The following is a 17,118-nucleotide window of genomic DNA, read 5'->3' as shown; positions in this document are numbered from 1 at the left end:
AGACAACAAGCCCTCTCGGTTGCTTGAACAATTTTTGATTGCAATTATTGTCTAACTTTTCGGGGTCACTTCAATTCCTTTCGGACGGATTTTTTAACGGTTTCTCAGTTCTTCAGGCTGTGCATGGGGGCAGGGATACGGCCTCCTCTTGCGATGAAGTCCGCGCTGGACTCGGAGTGGACCGGCATCACAGGGGCGCTGCCCAGCAGGCCGCCCATCTCGATGGTATCTCCCACGGTCTTGCCGGGGGCGGGCAGCAGGCGGACGGCGGTGGTCTTGCAGTTCACCATGCCGATGGCCGCCTCGTCGGCGATGATGGCGGAAATGGTCTCCGCCGGAGTGTCGCCGGGGACGGCGATCATATCCAGGCCCACGGAGCAGACGCAGGTCATGGCCTCCAGCTTGTCCAGGCACAGGGTACCGGCCCGGGCGGCGGCGATCATGCCCTCGTCCTCAGAAACAGGGATGAAAGCGCCGGAGAGGCCGCCCACAGAGGAGGACGCCATGACGCCGCCCTTCTTCACCGCGTCGTTCAGCAGGGCCAGGGCCGCCGTGGTGCCGTGGGTACCGCAGGTCTCCAGGCCCATCTCCTCCAGGATGCGGGCCACGGAGTCGCCGATGGCGGGAGTAGGAGCCAGGGAGAGATCCACGATGCCGAAGGGGGTGTCCAGTCGGCGGGATGCCTCCTGGGCCACCAGCTGGCCCATGCGGGTCACCCGGAAAGCGGTCTTTTTCACCGTCTCCGCCACCACATCGAAGGGCTGGCCCTTGACGGTCTGCAAGGCGTGATGCACCACACCGGGGCCGGAGACGCCCACGTTGATGACCTTCTCCGCCTCGCCCACGCCGTGGAAGGCGCCGGCCATGAAGGGGTTGTCCTCCACGGCGTTGCAGAACACCACCAGCTTGGCGCAACCCAGGCCGTCGTCGGCCTCAGTGGCCTTGGCGGTATCCTTGATGATGCGGCCCATGAGGGCCACGGCATCCATGTTGATACCCGCCTTGGTGGAACCCACGTTGACAGAGGAGCAAACCAGCTTCGTCCGGGCCAGGGCCTCAGGAATGGAGCGGATCAGCTTTTCGTCCGCCATGGTCATGCCCTTCTGCACCAGAGCGGAGTAGCCGCCGATGAAGTTGACGCCGCAGGTCTCCGCCGCCCGGTCCAGGGCCAGTGCAAAGGGCACATAGTCCTCCGCGTCGCTGGCGCCCGCCACCAAAGCCATGGGGGTGACAGAGATGCGCTTGTTGACGATGGGGATGCCGAACTCCCGCTCGATGTCCTCGCCGGTTTTCACCAGTTTTTCGGCGTAGCGGGTGATCTTCTCATAAATCTTCTCACAGGCCCGCTTGGGGTCCGGGTCGCAGCAGCTCAGCAGGGAGATGCCCATGGTGATGGTGCGGATGTCCAGATGCTGCTGGTCGATCATCTCGATGGTGGAGAGGATGTCTTTCTGATTGAGCATGGTCCTCTCCCCCCTCAGATGGTGTGCATGGCGTTGAAGATCTCTTCCCGCTGGATGCGGATGGAAAGACCCATCTCGCTCCCCAGATCAGACAATGCGGCACTCAGATCGCCGAAGCTGGCGGTGGCAGCGCCCACATCCACGGCCATGACCATGGTGAAGGAGCCCTGCAGAATGGTCTGGGAGATATCCAGGATGTTCACGTTGAAGCCGGCCAGCTTGTTGCAGATGGCGGCAATGATGCCCACCCGGTCCCGGCCGACAACAGTCACGATAGCATTCATAAGTTTCCTCCTGACGAGACGGTGTCTCTGTTGAATAGTTTATTTTAACATACGAAGCAAGGCTCTGTAAATCCAAAGGATGTATAAAAGGGGCGCACGGAACCGTACGCCCCTTTGTGTATAATCAAATTTCGTCGAAGAACTTGGCGTGGATAGCCTTGACAGCGCGGTTCACATCGGCCTCGTCCAGCAGCACGGAGACGCGGATCTCAGAGGTATTGATCATCTGGATGTTGACACCGGCCTCGTACAGGGCCTCGAACATCTTGGCGGCCACGCCGCAGTTGCTCATGAGGCCCACGCCCACGATGGAGACCTTGCCGATGTGCTCGTCGGCCTCAATGTGGTCAAACCGCAGGGCCTCCTTGTGTTCGTTGAGGATATCCTCCACTTCCTCCAGGTCCTTTTTGTGTACGGTAAAGGTGATATCCTTGGTGGCCTCACGGCCGATGGACTGCAGGATCACGTCCACGTTGATGTTGTGCTTGCTCAGCAGGTCAAAGACCTGGAAAGCGACGCCGGGGTTATGCTGCAGGCCGATCAGGGCGACACGGGCGATGCTGGTGTCCTTTGCCACACCGGCAATATTGGTTTTTTCCACTTTGGTGACCTCCTTAACTTTCGTGCCAGGCTTGCGTTCCAGACTGGACACGACTTCCAAATTCACTCTGAACTTCTTTGCCAGCTCCACGCTGCGGTTATGGAGCACCTGGGCGCCCTGAGACGCCAGTTCCAGCATCTCGTCGTAGGTAATCTCCTCCAGCTTGCGGGCATTGGGAACGAGGCGTGGATCGGTGGTGTACACACCGTCCACATCGGTATAGATCTGGCACAGGTCCGCCCGGAAGGCAGCCGCCAGGGCAACAGCACTGGTGTCGGAGCCGCCGCGGCCCAGTGTGGTCACATCGCCGTTGCGGTCCACGCCCTGGAATCCGGTGACGATGACGATGCGGTGCTGGTCCAGCTCGGACTGGATGCGCTCGGAATCAATTTTCTTGATGCGGGCGTCGGAATGGACGTTGGTGGACTGGATACCCACCTGCCAGGCGGTCAGGGACACGCAGGGCAGGCCCATGGACTCCAGCGCCATGGCACACAGGGCCACGGAGATCTGCTCGCCGGTGGACAGGAGCATATCCATCTCCCGCTTGGAGGCGTGGGGGTTGATCTCCTCCGCCTTGGCGATCAGGTCATCGGTGGTGTCACCCTGGGCGGACAGGACCACGATCACGTCGTTGCCCTGCAAATAGGTTTCCGCGATGATACCGGCGACGTTTTTGATGCGCTGGGCGTCCTTTACGGAACTGCCGCCGAATTTCTGTACGATCAAACTCATAGTCGTGCTTCCTTCTTTGCTTCAGATTGGGGGCTCCGCCCTATTATACGCGGACGGAAGGCGTTTGGAAATCATGCCAGTACCCGCATACAGGCCAATACGTTCAGGAACTTGGACTGCTGCATGGCATCCTGACCGCTGATGCGGTCTGTCAGGAAGGCGGTCTCACCGTCCTCGCTGAGGACCTCCACCTGGCCGAAGGCCATGGCGGCGTCGGTCAGGCTGCCCTCAATGCGGAAATAATACCGGGTATGGAGCTCCAGGGGGTCCTCAAAGCCGGCTGTCTCGGAAGACCAGCCGATCTCCTCCCGCTTGGGGCTGGCCTGGAGACATTCCATCACGTCCGCCACGCAGGCGGAGGCAGTGGGCAGCTCACCGGCGCCCTTACCGTAGAACATGACCTCACCGGTGGCGTTGCCCTTTACCATGATGGCGTTGAACACGTCCTCCACACCGGAGATGGGATTGTCCTCAGAAATCAGATGTGGAGCCACATAGGCGGTGCGTCCGCCGCCGGGCAGCCGGACCGCTCTGCCCAGCAGCTTGATGCGGTAGCCCGCCCGCTGGGCGATCTTCACATCCCGGAGGGACAGCTTGGTAATGCCCTCCATGGGTACGTTGGCCGGGTCCACCTGATGGCCGAAGGCCAGGTCCGCCAGAATGCAGATCTTGCGTCCGGCGTCTATGCCCTCCACATCGGCGGTGGGGTCGGCCTCGGCATAGCCCTTGGCCTGGGCCTCCCGCAGGGCGTCGGAGAAGAAGGCGCCGGTGCGGACCATACGGGTCAGAATATAGTTGGTGGTGCCGTTCAGAATGCCGTACACCTCGTCGATGCGGTTGGCAGCCATGCACTGGGTCAGAGGATGCAGGATGGGAATGCCGCCGCCCACGCTGGCCTCGAACAGGTAGTTGACATTTTTCTTCCGGGCCAGCTCCAGCAGCTCGCAGCCATGCTCCGCCACCAGCTGCTTGTTGGCGGTGACCACATGCTTGCCCACCATCAGCGCCCGCTTGGTATACTCGTAGGCCGCCTCCACGCCGCCGATGGTCTCCACCACCACGCGGATGTCGTCATCCTCTTCGATTTTTTTGAAATCGTCGGTCATCAACTGGCGGTAAGGCCCATCCTTGAAGTGTCGGACCAGAATGGCCTTCACCTGCAGGGGCTCCCCCAGCTTTCGCTCGATCTGCTTGGCGTTTTCCGCCACGACTTTGGCCACGCCGGTGCCGACGGTGCCAAGGCCCATGATCGCGATCTGTATCATGCTCTCTCTCCTTCTCAGCCTGCCAGGATCTCAAACTTCACCACGCCGTCCAGGCCGGATACGTCCGCCAGCAGTTGCTCCAGGGACTCCGCCATCTCGCTGGTCTCGGCGGAGATGGTGACGGCGGCGCAGCCGTTGGTGGGGATGGACTGGTTGATGGTGAGGATGTTGGCGCCGGAGGACGCGAACACAGACAGCACCCGGCTCAGCACACCGGCGGTATCCTTCAGCATGCCGTAGAAGGTGATGATGTGCTCCGACTTCATGTCATTGAAAGGCTGCACGGAATCCTTGTACTTGTAAAAGGCGCTGCGGCTGATGCCGGCCAGCCGGGTGGCCGCGCCCACGGTGTCCACTTCGCCGGTCTGCATCATTCGCTTGGCCTCGGCCACTTTGATGAAGATCTCCGGCAGGGCGTCCGCCGCTACAATGTAGTATTTGATTGTTTTTGCCATTTCGTCCGCCTCCTACGGTCATTTGTCCTTTCACGTCGTTCATAGTACCATATTTTTGTCTTCGGCGCAACCGCAATCAGGCAAAAAAACTTTGGCGGAATCATGGAAAGTTTTGTCGAATTGTCCGCCCTCCGTGGGCAAAATGACAGGACTGGTGGATTTTCTCTCAAAACAGCCCAAAAAGAGACCGCCCGAAGGCAGTCTTTTTCGGTGTATGTCAGGCACACACTGTCCCCTGCCGGATATCTTTCACCAGTGGGACAATGGCGGCCCGGTCCAGGAAGCTGATATCCTGGCCGTAGGTCTCCAGCAGGGCCCGGTCCTCGCTCCGCAGCTCCGCTTCCGGCTTTTTCAGCAGCACCTTCCGCAGCATAGCCATCATGGTCCGGTGGACCATGATCATTTGGGAATAACGCAGGCCGCCTCGCAGATGGTAAATTTTGATGCTCTCCAGCATGGTCGGCGGCAGAACCTTGTCGATGCCCTTTCGGATGTTGGCAATATTTTCCGGGTCCATTGGGTCGGAAGCTCCCACGGTGAAGAGATACAGCTTCTTTCCCTGTAAGCGTTCCGCATTTTTCACCAGCAGAGAAATGCCGTTGACGCCCCCGGCGTACAGCCCGCCGCCGTAGACAACAGTGCCGTACTTTTCCAGGTCCTCCCTCCTGACTTTGCCGACTTGCAGCAGGTCTGCCGCCAGCTCCTCCGCCAGCCAGCGGGCGTAGGCCTCCGTGAAGCCGTAATGAGACGCATAAATGACCGCGCTATCAGACATGCTCCTCCCCCATCCTTTCCATATTTTCAAACAGTGCTTCCACCGTCCGGCGGGTAGCTTCCAAATCCTCCGGTGGGATTCCATCAAAGAGCCGGTCCAGAAAGGCATCACCCTTAGCCTGGAACCGCACAAAAAGCTGTTCCGTTTTAGGCGTCAAAGCCACCGACAGGGTCCGCCGGTCCAGTGAGTTTGCACTCAACGTCACAAAGCTCTTTCCCTCCAGAACCTCCAGCATCTTCCGCACGTTCTGCCGGGTGCCGCCCATAAAGTCCGCCACCTCCGTCACAGAGGGCTGGTCCCGGTCCATCACATGGATCATAATGAGCAGCAGCCACTGCTTCAGGGTGACCTCCTCCAGATAGCCGTCCCCCAGCGTTTGCAGCCTGTTAGCCAGCAGGAAGATGCTGCCAAACAGGTATTCCCTTGTCGGAACTTCCATCGTGATGCCTCCTCCCCATTAAATAAGCAACCTATTGCGTATTATACGCAATAGGTTGCATTTTGTCAAGCAGAAAGCCCCCGTACCAGATCGTACAGGGGCTTTTGTGAGCCTTATTTCTCCGCCTGATAGACGGCCTTCATGCCCTTGTAGGTCTCCCAGCAGTCCAGCTTGGAGACTACCTCGAAGGGGGCGTGCATGGAGAGCACCGGCACGCCGGCGTCCAGGGTGGTGATGTTGCGGTTGGCCATATACATGGCCACGGTGCCGCCGCCGCCGGCATCCACCTTGCCCAGCTCCGCGATCTGCCAGACGACACCGGCATCATCGAACAGGCGGCGGACATAGGCAACAGTTTCCGCGTCGGCATCGCTGGCGCCGGACTTGCCCCGGGCACCGGTGTACTTGCACAGGCCGATGCCGTAGTTGACAAAGGCGGCGTTCCTCTTTTCGTAAACCTCGGCATAGTCGGGGTCATAGGCCGCCGTCACGTCGGCGCTGAGGCAGAAGGACTTTTCAAAGCACACCCGGACGGGGACGTCCTGGGCGGCGCACAGGTCCTCCATGAAGGTATCAAAAGCGGCAGACTGCATGCCGGTCACGCCGTCGGAGCCGATCTCCTCCTTGTCCGCCAGAACACAGACGGCGGTCTTTTCCGGCGTCTCCTCCAGGTCCAGCAGGGCCTTCAGGGCAGCGTAGCCACAGACCCGGTCGTCGTGGCCGTAGGCGCCGATCATGGAGCGATCCAGGCCGATGTCGCAGGCCTTCACGGCGGGGACGGCCTCCAGTTCCGCGGAGGTCAGGTCGTCCTCGGTGATGCCGTACTTCTCGTTCAGGATCTGCATGACCGCCAGCTTCACCCGGCCGGACTCCTCCTCGTCACCCATGGGGCGGCTGCCCAGCAGCAGGTTCAGGGTCTCGCCGGGGATGGCGGAAGCCAGAGGCTTCTTGGCCTGCTCCTGTCCCAGGTGGGGCAGCAGGTCCGTGATGACCAGGGTGGGATCGCCGGGGTCGCCGCCGATGTTCACCTTCACGCTGGTGCCGTCCTTCAGCGCCACCACGCCCCGCAACTCCAGGGGAATGGTGACCCACTGGTACTTGCGGATGCCGCCGTAGTAGTGAGTCTTGAAGAAGGCCAGCTCGCTGTCCTCATACAGGGGATTGGGCTTCAGGTCCAGCCGGGGAGAGTCGATGTGGGCAGCGGCGATCTGGGCGCCATCGGACAGGGACTTGTTCCCGATGTGGGCCAGCAGGACGGACTTGCCCCGGTTGCAGAGGTACAGCTTGTCACCGCTCTTTACCTCCATGCCCCGAACATAGGGCTTGTACCCCTTCTCCTCCGCCAGACGGATGGTCTCAGCGGCGCAGAGGCGCTCCGTCTTGCCGACATCCAGAAAAGCCATGTAGCCCTTGCAATAGTCCTCCATGGCTTTCAGGTCCCCGGCACTCACCAGATCATAGCCGTTCTTTTTGGTGGACAGCAGCTTCTTCTTCAGCTCCTTATATGCGTCCTTATCCATGAGATTTTTCCTCCTTGATGCTGTCAATGAGCCGCTTGAAATACAGCCGTGCTTCCTCCCGGAAGGCCTCCGGCGTATCGGCGGCATTATTCAGTTCGCAGTCGCATTTTGTGCGGTAATATTCGTCTGACTTCTGGGCGCTGATGCGCATACGGGCGTACTGCTCCGTAATATCATCCCGGGCCATAATGCGACGGACCCGCAGCTCCATAGGGGCCGTCACCGCCACAGTGCGGTCACAGAGGCCGTCCAGACCGCTCTCCAGCAGGTTGATGGCGTCAATGGCATACAGGCCGTCACCCTCCCCTACCAGCCGCTGGATCTCCGGGATCAGAAAGCGGTAGACGATATTGTTGAGCTTGTCCAGCCGTTCCTTCTTGGCAAAGACCTCCTGGCCCAGCTTCTGGCGGTTCAGGGAGCCGTCCGCACGGAACACGCCGGGGAACACCGCATTGATGGCGTTGCGCATCTCCTGGTCCTCCGCCAGCATCTGATGGTACACCCTGTCGCAGTCCACCACCACGCCGCCCAGGTCTTCGATGGCCTGGAGGGCGCTGCTCTTGCCGGCGCCGGTGCCGCCGGTGATGCCCAGCACCACCCGCAGGCTGTCCGCCTCGATGACATGGAAGCCTGCCGCCTTTTTCAGGCGGTTGCTTACAGCCAGTCCCAGTCCCCGGTTGTCGGGACACTGGGCATAGATCTCCGTCACATCACTGGAGTCAAAGGCCCGCAGAGCGTCAAACACCCGCTGGGCCTGGATCAGCTTGTCGCCGCTGGGGCCCAGGGGCTGGACCTTCTGCTCCTTGAAGAGGTCCACATACTCGTCGAAGCAGATGACGCCGCTGGTTGGACCCACATGCTGCCGGATTACCCGGGCGGAGGCCTCCGGGGCGCCGGTGACCACGGTCACAGGGGCCTTGGGGGCATAATGGCGGTACTTCATGCCGGGGGCCTTAGGCTGTTCGCCCTCCGCCAGCGCTCCGGTGACTGCCTTATCCACGGCGATGGGACCGATCAGCTGCTCCAGGGCCTCCAGAGGCAGTCCGCCGGGACGCAGCAGCCTGGGCGGATCGCAGGTCAGGTCCAGAATGGTGGACTCCACACCCACGGTGCAGGGGCCTCCGTCCACCACGCCCTCGATCTTGCCGTCCATATCCTCCAGCACGTCCTGGGCCGTGGTGCAGCTGGGGCGGCCGGAGGTGTTGGCGCTAGGGGCCGCCACGGGGATGCCCGCCTCGCGGATGATGGCCAGGGTCACGGGGTGGTTGGGGCAGCGCATGGCCACGGTGTCCAGCCCTGCGGTGATGATGTCGGGGACCACGTCCTTCCGGCACTTTAAGATCATCGTAAGGGGACCGGGCCAGAACTTCCGGGCCAGCACGTAGGCCAGCGGCGGAATGTCCTTACAGAACCGGGGCAGCCACTGCTGTCCGGGAATGGTCAGGATCAGGGGGTTATCCTGGGGACGGCCCTTGGCCTCAAAAATGCGCTTGACGGCCACCGGGTCCAGGCCGTTGGCAGCCAGACCGTATACCGTCTCCGTGGGGATGCCCACCAGACCGCCCTCCCGCAGGATCTTGGCGGCGGCACTGATCTTCTCCTCGATCTCCTTCTGCTGTCCCTTGGTGTCCCGCAAATCGTAATATATCGTCTGCATCATGTTCGCCTCTGTTTCTGTCTTCTATCGTTGGTCGGCGTCCGCGCCGTTTTTCAATCTCTCTGCCTGGTCCGCCGTGACCAGGGCGTCGATCAGTTCGTCCAGATCGCCGTCCATAATGGCGTCGATCTTATACAGGGTCAGTCCGATGCGGTGGTCTGTCACCCGGCCCTGGGGAAAGTTATAGGTCCGGATGCGCTCGCTGCGGTCGCCGCTGCCCACCTGGCTGCGACGCTCCGCCGCCTCGGCGGCATCCCGTTTTTCCCGTTCCTCCTCATAGAGCTTGGAGGCCAGGATGCGCATGGCCTTGTCCCGGTTCTGGAACTGGCTCCGCTCCTGCTGGCACTCCACCACCGTGCCGGTGGGCTTGTGGATGAGCCGCACGGCGGAGGAGGTCTTGTTGACATGCTGTCCCCCGGCGCCGGAGGCGCGGAACACCTGCATCTCGATGTCCGCCGGGTTCAGCTCCACGTCCACGTCCTCCACCTCCGGCAGCACCGCCACCGTGGCGGCGCTGGTGTGGATGCGGCCGCCGGACTCCGTCTCCGGCACCCGCTGGACCCGGTGGACGCCGCTCTCGAATTTCAGCCGTGACCAGGCACCCTCGCCCTCAATGACGACGCTGCACTCCTTCACGCCACCCAGCTCCGTCTCGTTCATATTCACAATGTCGATTTTCCAGCCCCTGGACTGGGCGTACATGGTGTACATCCGCAGCAGGGAGTGGGCAAACAGGGCGCTCTCCTCCCCGCCCACGCCGCCCCGCAGCTCCATGATGACATTGCGGCGGTCGTTGGGGTCCCTGGGCAGCAGCAGGAGCTTTAACTCCTGCTCCAGCCGCTCCAGCCGTTCCCCGGCGTCAGCCAGTTCCTCCTGGGCCAGCTCCCGGAAATCCGGGTCGTGGAGCAATTGTTCCGCCGCCTGCCGGTCCGACAGGGCCTGCTGGTAGGCATGATAGGCCTCCACCACCGGGCCCAGCTCCTTCAAATCCCGGTTGATGCTTTTCAGCTTGTCCATGTCGCCGTAAACGGCGGGGTCTGCCAGTTGGGCCTGCAAGTCCTCATACCGCAGGGCCAGCTGCTTTAGTTTATCCAGCATGGGGGTGCTCCTTTCCAAAATCTTTGAAAAAGGCCCCTCCCTACTGCTGATTCAGGATCTCCCGCACCTGCCGCAGGAACTCCTCCTCCCAGAAGGCGTAGCCCACGGAGCCGGTCCGCAGAGAGACGGCGGCACAGTGGCCGCAGGGGGTATACTGGTCCATCTGCTCGTAGACCTCCTCATTCTTGTCCTCGCTGCCCCGGGTGATGACGTAGGCGGCGTTCTGCAGGCTGCCGCCGTGCTCCTTCAAAAAGCTCCGCACCACAGAGCTGCACCGGCCCGCCCACACGGGGGTGCCCACGATCACCAGCCGGTAATCCTGGAGGGGCCGGCCGGTCTCAAACTTCCGCAGAGGGCGGGTGGTCTTGCGCATGGCGTCCAGACCGCATCGAAACCAGCCCTGCCAGCCGCTTCGATTCACGCCGTCCCGCAGCTCCACGATCTCCGCCCCCAGTTCCCGGGCAATCTCTTCCATGGTCTGTTTGGTATGTCCCGTCCGGGAGTAATAGATGCACAAAATATCACTCATGTAAATACCTCAGTCAAATATCCACGTTTTCACCACGGCAAAGGCTTCCCGCAGATAATAGTTTACTTCCAGATGGCGCCAAGGCAGTCTGGCCGGGATGCCGAAGGCGTGTCCATAGTCCTGCCGGGCGGCGATGAGCCGGGACCGGGCAATGTGAAAGTCGTTGGTGACCACCGCCACGTTGTCCTCCGCCGGGTCGATGCCCTGTTTCTCCAGCAGTTCCTTGGAAAAGGCGAAATTCTCCGCCGTATTTCCGGCCTGCTCCTCCAAAATCAGCCGGCCGCCGTCCACACCGTGGGCGGTGAGCCAGTCGTACATACATTGGGCCTCAGTGATCTCCTCGCCGTAGCCCTTTCCGCCGGTGAGCACCGCCGGGATGTCCGGATTCTCCTCCAGATAGTCCAGCGCCGCAGTTAGCCGGGTATAGAGGGACAGGGACGGCTGCGTGCCGTTGACGCCCGCACCTAGGATCACCACCGCGTCGGCGGGGAGAGCGGACAGGTCGGAGCGTCCAACGTTGATGACATAGCTCTCTATGCAGATCAGCGGCACCAGCGCTAAGGTCAGTGCGATTTGGAAAATTCTCCGGCATAGGCGGCCCGTTTTGGAACCAGCCGCCCAACGGTCCAACAGCAGTGCTGCTGCCAGTATGACCGCTAGCCCCACCAGCAAAAAGCCGGAAAACCGCATGCCACAGGCCCGGACGGTCATCAGCACGACGCCCGCCAAGGCCAGCACGGCTGCCACGACGCATTGGAGTTTTTCAGATAACTTCATCGGATGATTCCTCTGCACGGGATCACTCCCCCGCCTCCAGGCTGAGGGCTTCCCACTTTTCATAGAGGGCGTCCAACTCCGCCTGCACACTCTCTTTCTCCTTCAACAGTTCGTTCAGCTTTTCATAATCGCAGGCAGCGGCCTCCATGTCGGCGTCCAGCGCCGCCATCCGCTCCTCCGTTTTGCCGATGTCCCGCTCGCAGATGGTCAGCTGCTTCCGGGCCACCTGCTGGGCACGGTTGGCGGGCCGGGGACGCTCTGTAACGGTTTTCTCCTTCACAGGTTTTGGCGTTTCTGTCTTTTCCGCTTCCTCCTGTGCCTTCATCTGCCGGTACTGGGCAAAGCCCATGGGATAGTCGGTGATGGTGCCGTCCGCCAGTTCCCAGACACGGGTAGCGAAGCGGTTGATGAAGTAGCGGTCATGGCTGACGAACAGCAGCGTGCCGTCGTAGGCCTCCACCGCCTCCTCGATCCACTCCCGGGAGTCGATGTCCAGGTGGTTGGTGGGCTCGTCCAGGATCAGGAAGTTGATGTCGTCGTCCATCAGCATGCATAGCCGCAGGCGGCTCTGCTCGCCGCCGGACAGGACAGAGACCGACTTCATCACATCCTCGCCCCGGAAATCGTAGGCCGCCAGCCGGTTCCGGGCCGACTGGGCAGAAAGGCCCCGCTTGGCGGCCATCATGTTCTCCACCAGATTCCAGTCCGGATGGTCAAAGTGGATGATCTGAGGCAGATAGGCCGCCTTCACCTGGGGGCCGGTGCGGATACGGCCGTCATCGGGATACAGCTCCCCCATGATCATTTTGATCAGGGTGGACTTGCCCGTTCCGTTGTCGCCAATGAGGGCAATGCGCTCGCCGCCCTCAATTTTCAGACTGATGCCCTCAAACAGGTGCTTGTCCCCATAGGATTTGGCCAGATTCCGCAGGGACAGCACCTCGTCCCCGTGGAACTCGGCGGTGGAGAACCGGGCGTCCATCTTTTTGGCCTTGGTGGGCTTGGATGTGGTCCGCATCCGCTCGATGCGTTTTTCCATGGAGATGGCCCGGCGGTAGGTTTTGTCCATGCCCTGGAAGGCCCACATCCGCAGCTGCTCCGCCGCCTTCTCCAGCTGCTCGATCTTGGCCTGCTCTTTTTCGTACTGCTTCATGCGCTCCTGGAACCGGCGTTCCTTCTCCACGGCATAGAAGCTGTAATTGCCGCTGTAAAACTCCGCCTTGCCGTCGGCGATCTCAATGACCCGGGTGACGATGCGGTCCAGGAAGTAGCGGTCGTGGGAAATGGTCACCACGGTGCCCCGGAAGCCCCGGACATACTCCTCCAGCCACTCCGTGGCGTGGAGGTCCAGGTGGTTGGTAGGCTCGTCCAGCAGCAGGATGTCCGTGTCCTCCAGGATCAGGCGCCCCAGGTTCACCCGGGTCTTTTCGCCGCCTGAGAGACTGTCAAACAACTGCTCCCGCATTTCCCGGGAAATGGACAGGCCGTTGGCGATTTTGTTGACCGCCACGTCGGTGTCGTAGCCGCCGAAAACCTCAAACCGCTCGCTGAGAGCGCCGTACCGCCGCAGGATGGCGGGGTCGGTCTCACCCGCCGCCATGCGGTCCGCCAGCTGCTCCATCTCCTCCGCTAATCTTTGCAGGCGGGCGAAGGCGGAGCGCAGCACATCCTCCACCGTATACCCGGCAGGGTACACCGGAATCTGGGAGATCAGGCCCACCCGGCGGCCCTGACCGATGGTCACCTGGCCCTCGTCGTAGTCCATCTCTCCCGTCAGTATTTTGAACAGGGTGGTCTTGCCGGCGCCGTTTTTTCCCAGCAGGCCCACCCGCTCGCCCTGGTCGATCTGAAAGGTGAGGCCGTCCAGCACGTTCTTCCCCACCTCAAAGGATTTCACCAGGCCGTTTACCTGTATCTCAATCATAGTCCTCCTGAAGCGCATCCACCAAGGCGCCGAAGTGCATGGCGTGAGAGGCCTTCACCAGCATGGCGGTGCCGGGCCTCAGTTCCTCCTTCAGCGTCTTGAGGGCTTCCTCCTTGGTTGAAAAATGCAGGACCTCGCCGCCGCTCTGGGCGGTTCCGTCCGCGATCCGGGCGGCCTTTTCGCCGATGGCCGCCACAAAGTCGATGCCCAGCATGGCCGCCAGAGCACCCATGTTGTAGTGAGCCTGGTCCGTCAGGGCGCCCAGCTCTCCCATATCTCCCAGTACAGCTACCCGGCGGTCGCACTCGGTCTTGGCCAGCACCTCCAGCGCCGCCGTGACGGACTGGGGGTTGGCGTTATAGCAGTCGTCCAGCAGGATGCGGCCCTCCGGCAGATGGACCACCCGCATCCGGGAGCCGGCGGGCTCATAAGCAGCCACGCCCCGGACAATCTCCTCGTGGCTGAGGCCCAGCTCCTCGCCCACCGCCACGGCGATGGAGGCGGAATAGGCCATGTAGGCCCCGGGGGCGGGGACAGTCAGGGCATAGGTATCCTTCTCCGTCACCACCGTGCAGGTGATGCCGTCCACCCCGTGATCCGCGATCTCCGTGATGCGGGCCTGGCAGTGCTCAGACTGGCCGCAGCGGATGGTCCGGAAGGGCACCTGGACGGTGTTCAGCAGGGCATCATCGCCGTTGAGGACCACCAGTCCGCCCTCTTTCAAATGTTCAAAAATCTCGCACTTGGCCTTTAAAATCCCCTCCCGACTGCCCAGGAACTCGATGTGGGCATCGCCGATGTTGGAGATCACCGCCACATCCGGCCGCACCAGGGCGCCCAGATACTCGATCTCCCCGAAGTGGTTCATGCCAGTCTCGATGACGGCAGCCTCATGCTCCGGCCCCAGGCCGAACAGGGTCAGCGGGGTGCCGATGTCGTTGTTGAAATTCTCCGGCGTCTTGAGGGTCCGGTATTTGGCGCCCAAGACGGCGGCGATCATCTCCTTCGTGGTGGTCTTGCCCACGCTGCCGGTGATCTGAACAAAGGGGATGGCAAATTTGTCCCGGTAGGCGGAGGCCATGGCCCGCAGGGCCAGACGGGTGTCGTCCACCTTGATGTAGAATTTGTCCCGCCGGATATCCTGGGGCAGCTTGGCACACAGGCAACCCGCGGCGCCCTTGTCCAGAGCCATGTCGATGAAATCGTGGCCGTCGAACTTCTCCCCCACCCAGGGCAGAAACAGGCAGCCGGGCGTGATCTTCCGGCTGTCGGTGCAGACGGCAGTCACAGGAGCCGCGTCCTCCCGGGGATTCCACCAGACGCCGTTCACAGCGGCCGCGATCTCTTTTATGGTCATAGGCTGCATCGAATCAACCTCTCCTCTTCAAACGATAGGACCGCTGCACGATCTCCTCGCACAGCTCATTGTAGGTCAGGCCTGCTGCCGCTGCCTCCTTGGGCACCAGGCTGGCGGAGGTCATACCCGGCAGGGAGTTGACCTCCAGGCACCAGAAGTGCCCCTCCTCGTCCAGCAAAAAGTCCGTCCGGGAGTAGACCTCCAGTCCCAGGGTCCGGTGGATCTTCAGGGCCAGAGCCCCCATCTTCTCCTGCTGCTCCGCCGTAATGGGAGCGGGGCAAATCTCCCGGGCGCCGCCGGTCTGGTACTTCGCTGTATAGTCAAATTCCTTCACAGCAGGCACGATCTCCACAGCAGGCAGGGCACGGTCCCCCAGGACCGCCACCGTCAGTTCCCGGCCGCGAATTTTCTTTTCCACGATGATGTGGCTGCCGTACCGCAGCATCTCGCGGAGTGCCGCTTCCAGTTCCTCCTTGGTATCCGGCAGGGCCACGCCGATGGAGGAACCGCCGTTGACCACCTTCACCGCGCAGGGGACCTCCAGCTCCGCCGTCAGGGCGGGGATATCGGCTTCGGTGTAAGACGGAATATCCCGCCAGGGAGCCGTGGGGATGCCGGCAGAGTCCATCATCCGCTTGGTCATGGATTTATCCATAGCCAGGCCGGAGGCCAAGTAGCCGCCGCCGGTGTATTTGATATCCAGCAGGTCAAAGGTGGCCTGGACCCGGCCGTCCTCGCCGTCCTGGCCGTGGAGACCCAGAAATACGATGTCCGCCAGGGAGCACAGTTCCAGCACGTTGGGTCCGAAGAGCCGTCCGCTCTGGTCCTTCCGGCTCTTTTTCACCGCCTCAATGTCCGGTGCGGTCACTGCGATCTTCGCGTCGGGACACAGGCCGTCCGGTGCGTCAAACAACGTTTCCAGATCCGCAGGGACCTCTTCCAAACCCCAAAACAGGTCCACCAGAATGGCCTTGTGGCCATTCTGCCGCAGGGCCCTGCACACGGAGGTGCCCGTCACCAGGGAGACTTCCCGTTCCGTGGACAGTCCCCCCGCCAATACAACGATCTTCATGGAGCTTCGCTTCCCTTCCTGCTATAGGCATACCAATGCTATTATAATAGTTATTATAATTCATATTATTTTATCACAAGCCTCCGCCGATTACAACTCCAACTTCCGGGGCATTGCCTGGTTGCTGCCCGAAAGAATATACTGCCTTGAAATGGCAGCGTAAAAAAGCTGCCGCAGCGCTATTTTCTATAGCAGCTCTTTATTTGATATAATCCGCTTTGAAGCAGCTCAAAAAATTTTATACTTTCATCAATTTTGTGTTGACAAGTCGGTGCCAACCTGCTATACTTTCAAATGCTCCGGTTCGGGGGTATAGCTCAGCTGGGAGAGCGCTTGACTGGCAGTCAAGAGGTCAGCGGTTCGATCCCGCTTATCTCCACCAAGAAAGTAAAGGTTTTGCATTGTTTTCAATGCAAAACCTTTACTTTTTATCGAAAAAAGTGGACTCTCGGAAATTCAGACAGCATCGATGATTGCCTGTTGGTTTTATCTGCAGCCCTTGTATTTCTTTTGCAGATTTTTCCGCTTCTGGTTCATATGCCTGCTCATGCAAAAAAAGCAACCGCTTTCGCGGTTGCTTTTCTTTATCCCAAAATTCCAAGATGCTCCAGCAGGATCTTGGCGCCCAACAGGATCAGAATGATACCGCCGGACAGTTCCGCCCGCTTCTTATAACGTGTGCCGAAGAAGTTGCCCACAGCCACGCCCACCAGAGAGAGGCAGAAGGTGGTGCAGCCAATGATGGAAATAGCCGGAATGATGGGGACCTCCAGGAACGCAAAGGTCACGCCCACCGCCAGGGCATCAATGCTGGTAGCCACGGCCATGAGAAACAGCTGCTTGTAGTCCAGCTTGCTCTCCACCGCGCAGGCCACTTCCTCCTCTTCCGGGGACAGAGCCTCCCGCACCATGTTTCCGCCGATGAGGACCAGCAGCACAAAGGCAACCCAGTGGTCAATGTTCTGAATGTACCCGGCAAACTGAGAGCCCAGGAACCAGCCGATCAGCGGCATCAGCGCCTGAAAGCCTCCGAAGAACAGGGCGATCACAGCGGCGTGGCGCCAGTTCAGCTTCTTCATGCAAAGCCCCTGACAGATAGCCACCGCGAAGGCGTCCATGGACAAACCCACACCGATCAGCAGCAATTCCAAGATTCCCATACAAAAA

At 60.9% G+C, this 17,118-nt stretch carries 16 protein-coding genes and 1 tRNA gene; 1 reads left to right on the top strand and 16 read right to left on the bottom strand.

Annotated features, from left to right (window positions below; genetic code table 11):
* Nucleotides 1-104: 104 nt before the first annotated feature.
* The 15 genes from JQM66_RS06405 to JQM66_RS06335 all read right to left on the bottom strand — a co-directional run bounded on the left by JQM66_RS06405 (nt 105) and on the right by JQM66_RS06335 (nt 15,951).
* Nucleotides 105-1,463: a PFL family protein gene (locus JQM66_RS06405; protein WP_235229054.1), complete on the bottom strand. Its 1,359-nt coding sequence runs from the start codon at nt 1,461-1,463 to the stop codon at nt 105-107.
* 14 nt (nt 1,464-1,477) lie between these two features.
* Nucleotides 1,478-1,747 carry an ACT domain-containing protein gene (locus tag JQM66_RS06400; RefSeq protein WP_235229053.1) on the bottom strand — a complete coding sequence of 90 codons (270 nt, stop codon included), beginning with the start codon at nt 1,745-1,747 and terminating at the stop codon, nt 1,478-1,480.
* Nucleotides 1,748-1,871: 124 nt separating this feature from the next.
* Nucleotides 1,872-3,083: an aspartate kinase gene (locus JQM66_RS06395; protein WP_235229052.1), complete on the bottom strand. Its 1,212-nt coding sequence runs from the start codon at nt 3,081-3,083 to the stop codon at nt 1,872-1,874.
* 71 nt (nt 3,084-3,154) lie between these two features.
* Nucleotides 3,155-4,348: a homoserine dehydrogenase gene (locus tag JQM66_RS06390; RefSeq protein WP_235229051.1), complete on the bottom strand. Its 1,194-nt coding sequence runs from the start codon at nt 4,346-4,348 to the stop codon at nt 3,155-3,157.
* 14 nt (nt 4,349-4,362) lie between these two features.
* Nucleotides 4,363-4,803, bottom strand: a complete 441-nt coding sequence (locus JQM66_RS06385; protein WP_235229050.1) for an ACT domain-containing protein — start codon at nt 4,801-4,803, stop codon at nt 4,363-4,365.
* A gap of 217 nt (nt 4,804-5,020) precedes the next feature.
* Nucleotides 5,021-5,578: a flavodoxin domain-containing protein gene (locus JQM66_RS06380; protein WP_235229049.1), complete on the bottom strand. Its 558-nt coding sequence runs from the start codon at nt 5,576-5,578 to the stop codon at nt 5,021-5,023.
* Nucleotides 5,571-6,017 (bottom strand): MarR family winged helix-turn-helix transcriptional regulator, encoded by a 447-nt coding sequence (locus JQM66_RS06375; protein WP_235229048.1) that lies wholly within the window; start codon nt 6,015-6,017, stop codon nt 5,571-5,573. Before JQM66_RS06375 ends, JQM66_RS06380 begins: the two co-directional genes overlap by 8 nt.
* A gap of 113 nt (nt 6,018-6,130) precedes the next feature.
* Nucleotides 6,131-7,537, bottom strand: coding sequence for an aminopeptidase (locus JQM66_RS06370; protein WP_235229047.1), 1,407 nt, complete (start codon nt 7,535-7,537; stop codon nt 6,131-6,133).
* Entirely contained in the window at nt 7,530-9,197 is a 1,668-nt protein-coding gene (locus tag JQM66_RS06365) for an L-threonylcarbamoyladenylate synthase (protein WP_235229046.1), read from the bottom strand. Before JQM66_RS06365 ends, JQM66_RS06370 begins: the two co-directional genes overlap by 8 nt.
* Before the next feature lie 21 nt (nt 9,198-9,218).
* Nucleotides 9,219-10,292 (bottom strand): peptide chain release factor 1, encoded by a 1,074-nt coding sequence (prfA, locus tag JQM66_RS06360; protein ID WP_235229045.1) that lies wholly within the window; start codon nt 10,290-10,292, stop codon nt 9,219-9,221.
* 40 nt (nt 10,293-10,332) lie between these two features.
* Nucleotides 10,333-10,821, bottom strand: a complete 489-nt coding sequence (locus tag JQM66_RS06355) for a flavodoxin family protein (RefSeq protein ID WP_235229044.1) — start codon at nt 10,819-10,821, stop codon at nt 10,333-10,335.
* 9 nt (nt 10,822-10,830) lie between these two features.
* A complete protein-coding gene (locus JQM66_RS06350) occupies nt 10,831-11,598 on the bottom strand; it encodes a YdcF family protein (RefSeq protein ID WP_235229043.1) in 768 nt (255 codons plus the stop codon).
* 22 nt (nt 11,599-11,620) lie between these two features.
* On the bottom strand, nt 11,621-13,522 hold the full coding sequence (abc-f, locus tag JQM66_RS06345) for a ribosomal protection-like ABC-F family protein (protein ID WP_235229042.1): 1,902 nt from the start codon (nt 13,520-13,522) through the stop codon (nt 11,621-11,623).
* Entirely contained in the window at nt 13,515-14,888 is a 1,374-nt protein-coding gene (locus tag JQM66_RS06340; RefSeq protein ID WP_235229041.1) for a UDP-N-acetylmuramoyl-tripeptide--D-alanyl-D-alanine ligase, read from the bottom strand. Before JQM66_RS06340 ends, abc-f begins: the two co-directional genes overlap by 8 nt.
* Before the next feature lie 4 nt (nt 14,889-14,892).
* On the bottom strand, nt 14,893-15,951 hold the full coding sequence (locus JQM66_RS06335) for a D-alanine--D-alanine ligase family protein (protein WP_235229040.1): 1,059 nt from the start codon (nt 15,949-15,951) through the stop codon (nt 14,893-14,895).
* 306 nt (nt 15,952-16,257) lie between these two features.
* Between JQM66_RS06335 and JQM66_RS06330 the strand changes: the two genes are divergently transcribed.
* Nucleotides 16,258-16,333 (top strand) — tRNA-Ala (locus JQM66_RS06330).
* A 202-nt stretch (nt 16,334-16,535) separates the two neighbouring features.
* Here JQM66_RS06330 and JQM66_RS06325 read toward each other — a convergent pair.
* Nucleotides 16,536-17,111 (bottom strand): manganese efflux pump MntP, encoded by a 576-nt coding sequence (locus JQM66_RS06325; protein ID WP_235229039.1) that lies wholly within the window; start codon nt 17,109-17,111, stop codon nt 16,536-16,538.
* Nucleotides 17,112-17,118 lie beyond the last annotated feature (7 nt).

Source organism: Oscillibacter valericigenes (assembly GCF_021531915.1).
GTDB lineage: Bacteria > Bacillota > Clostridia > Oscillospirales > Oscillospiraceae > Oscillibacter > Oscillibacter valericigenes_A.
The sequence above is the reverse complement of the archived record's forward strand: the minus strand, read 5'-3'. Positions and strand labels throughout refer to the sequence as shown.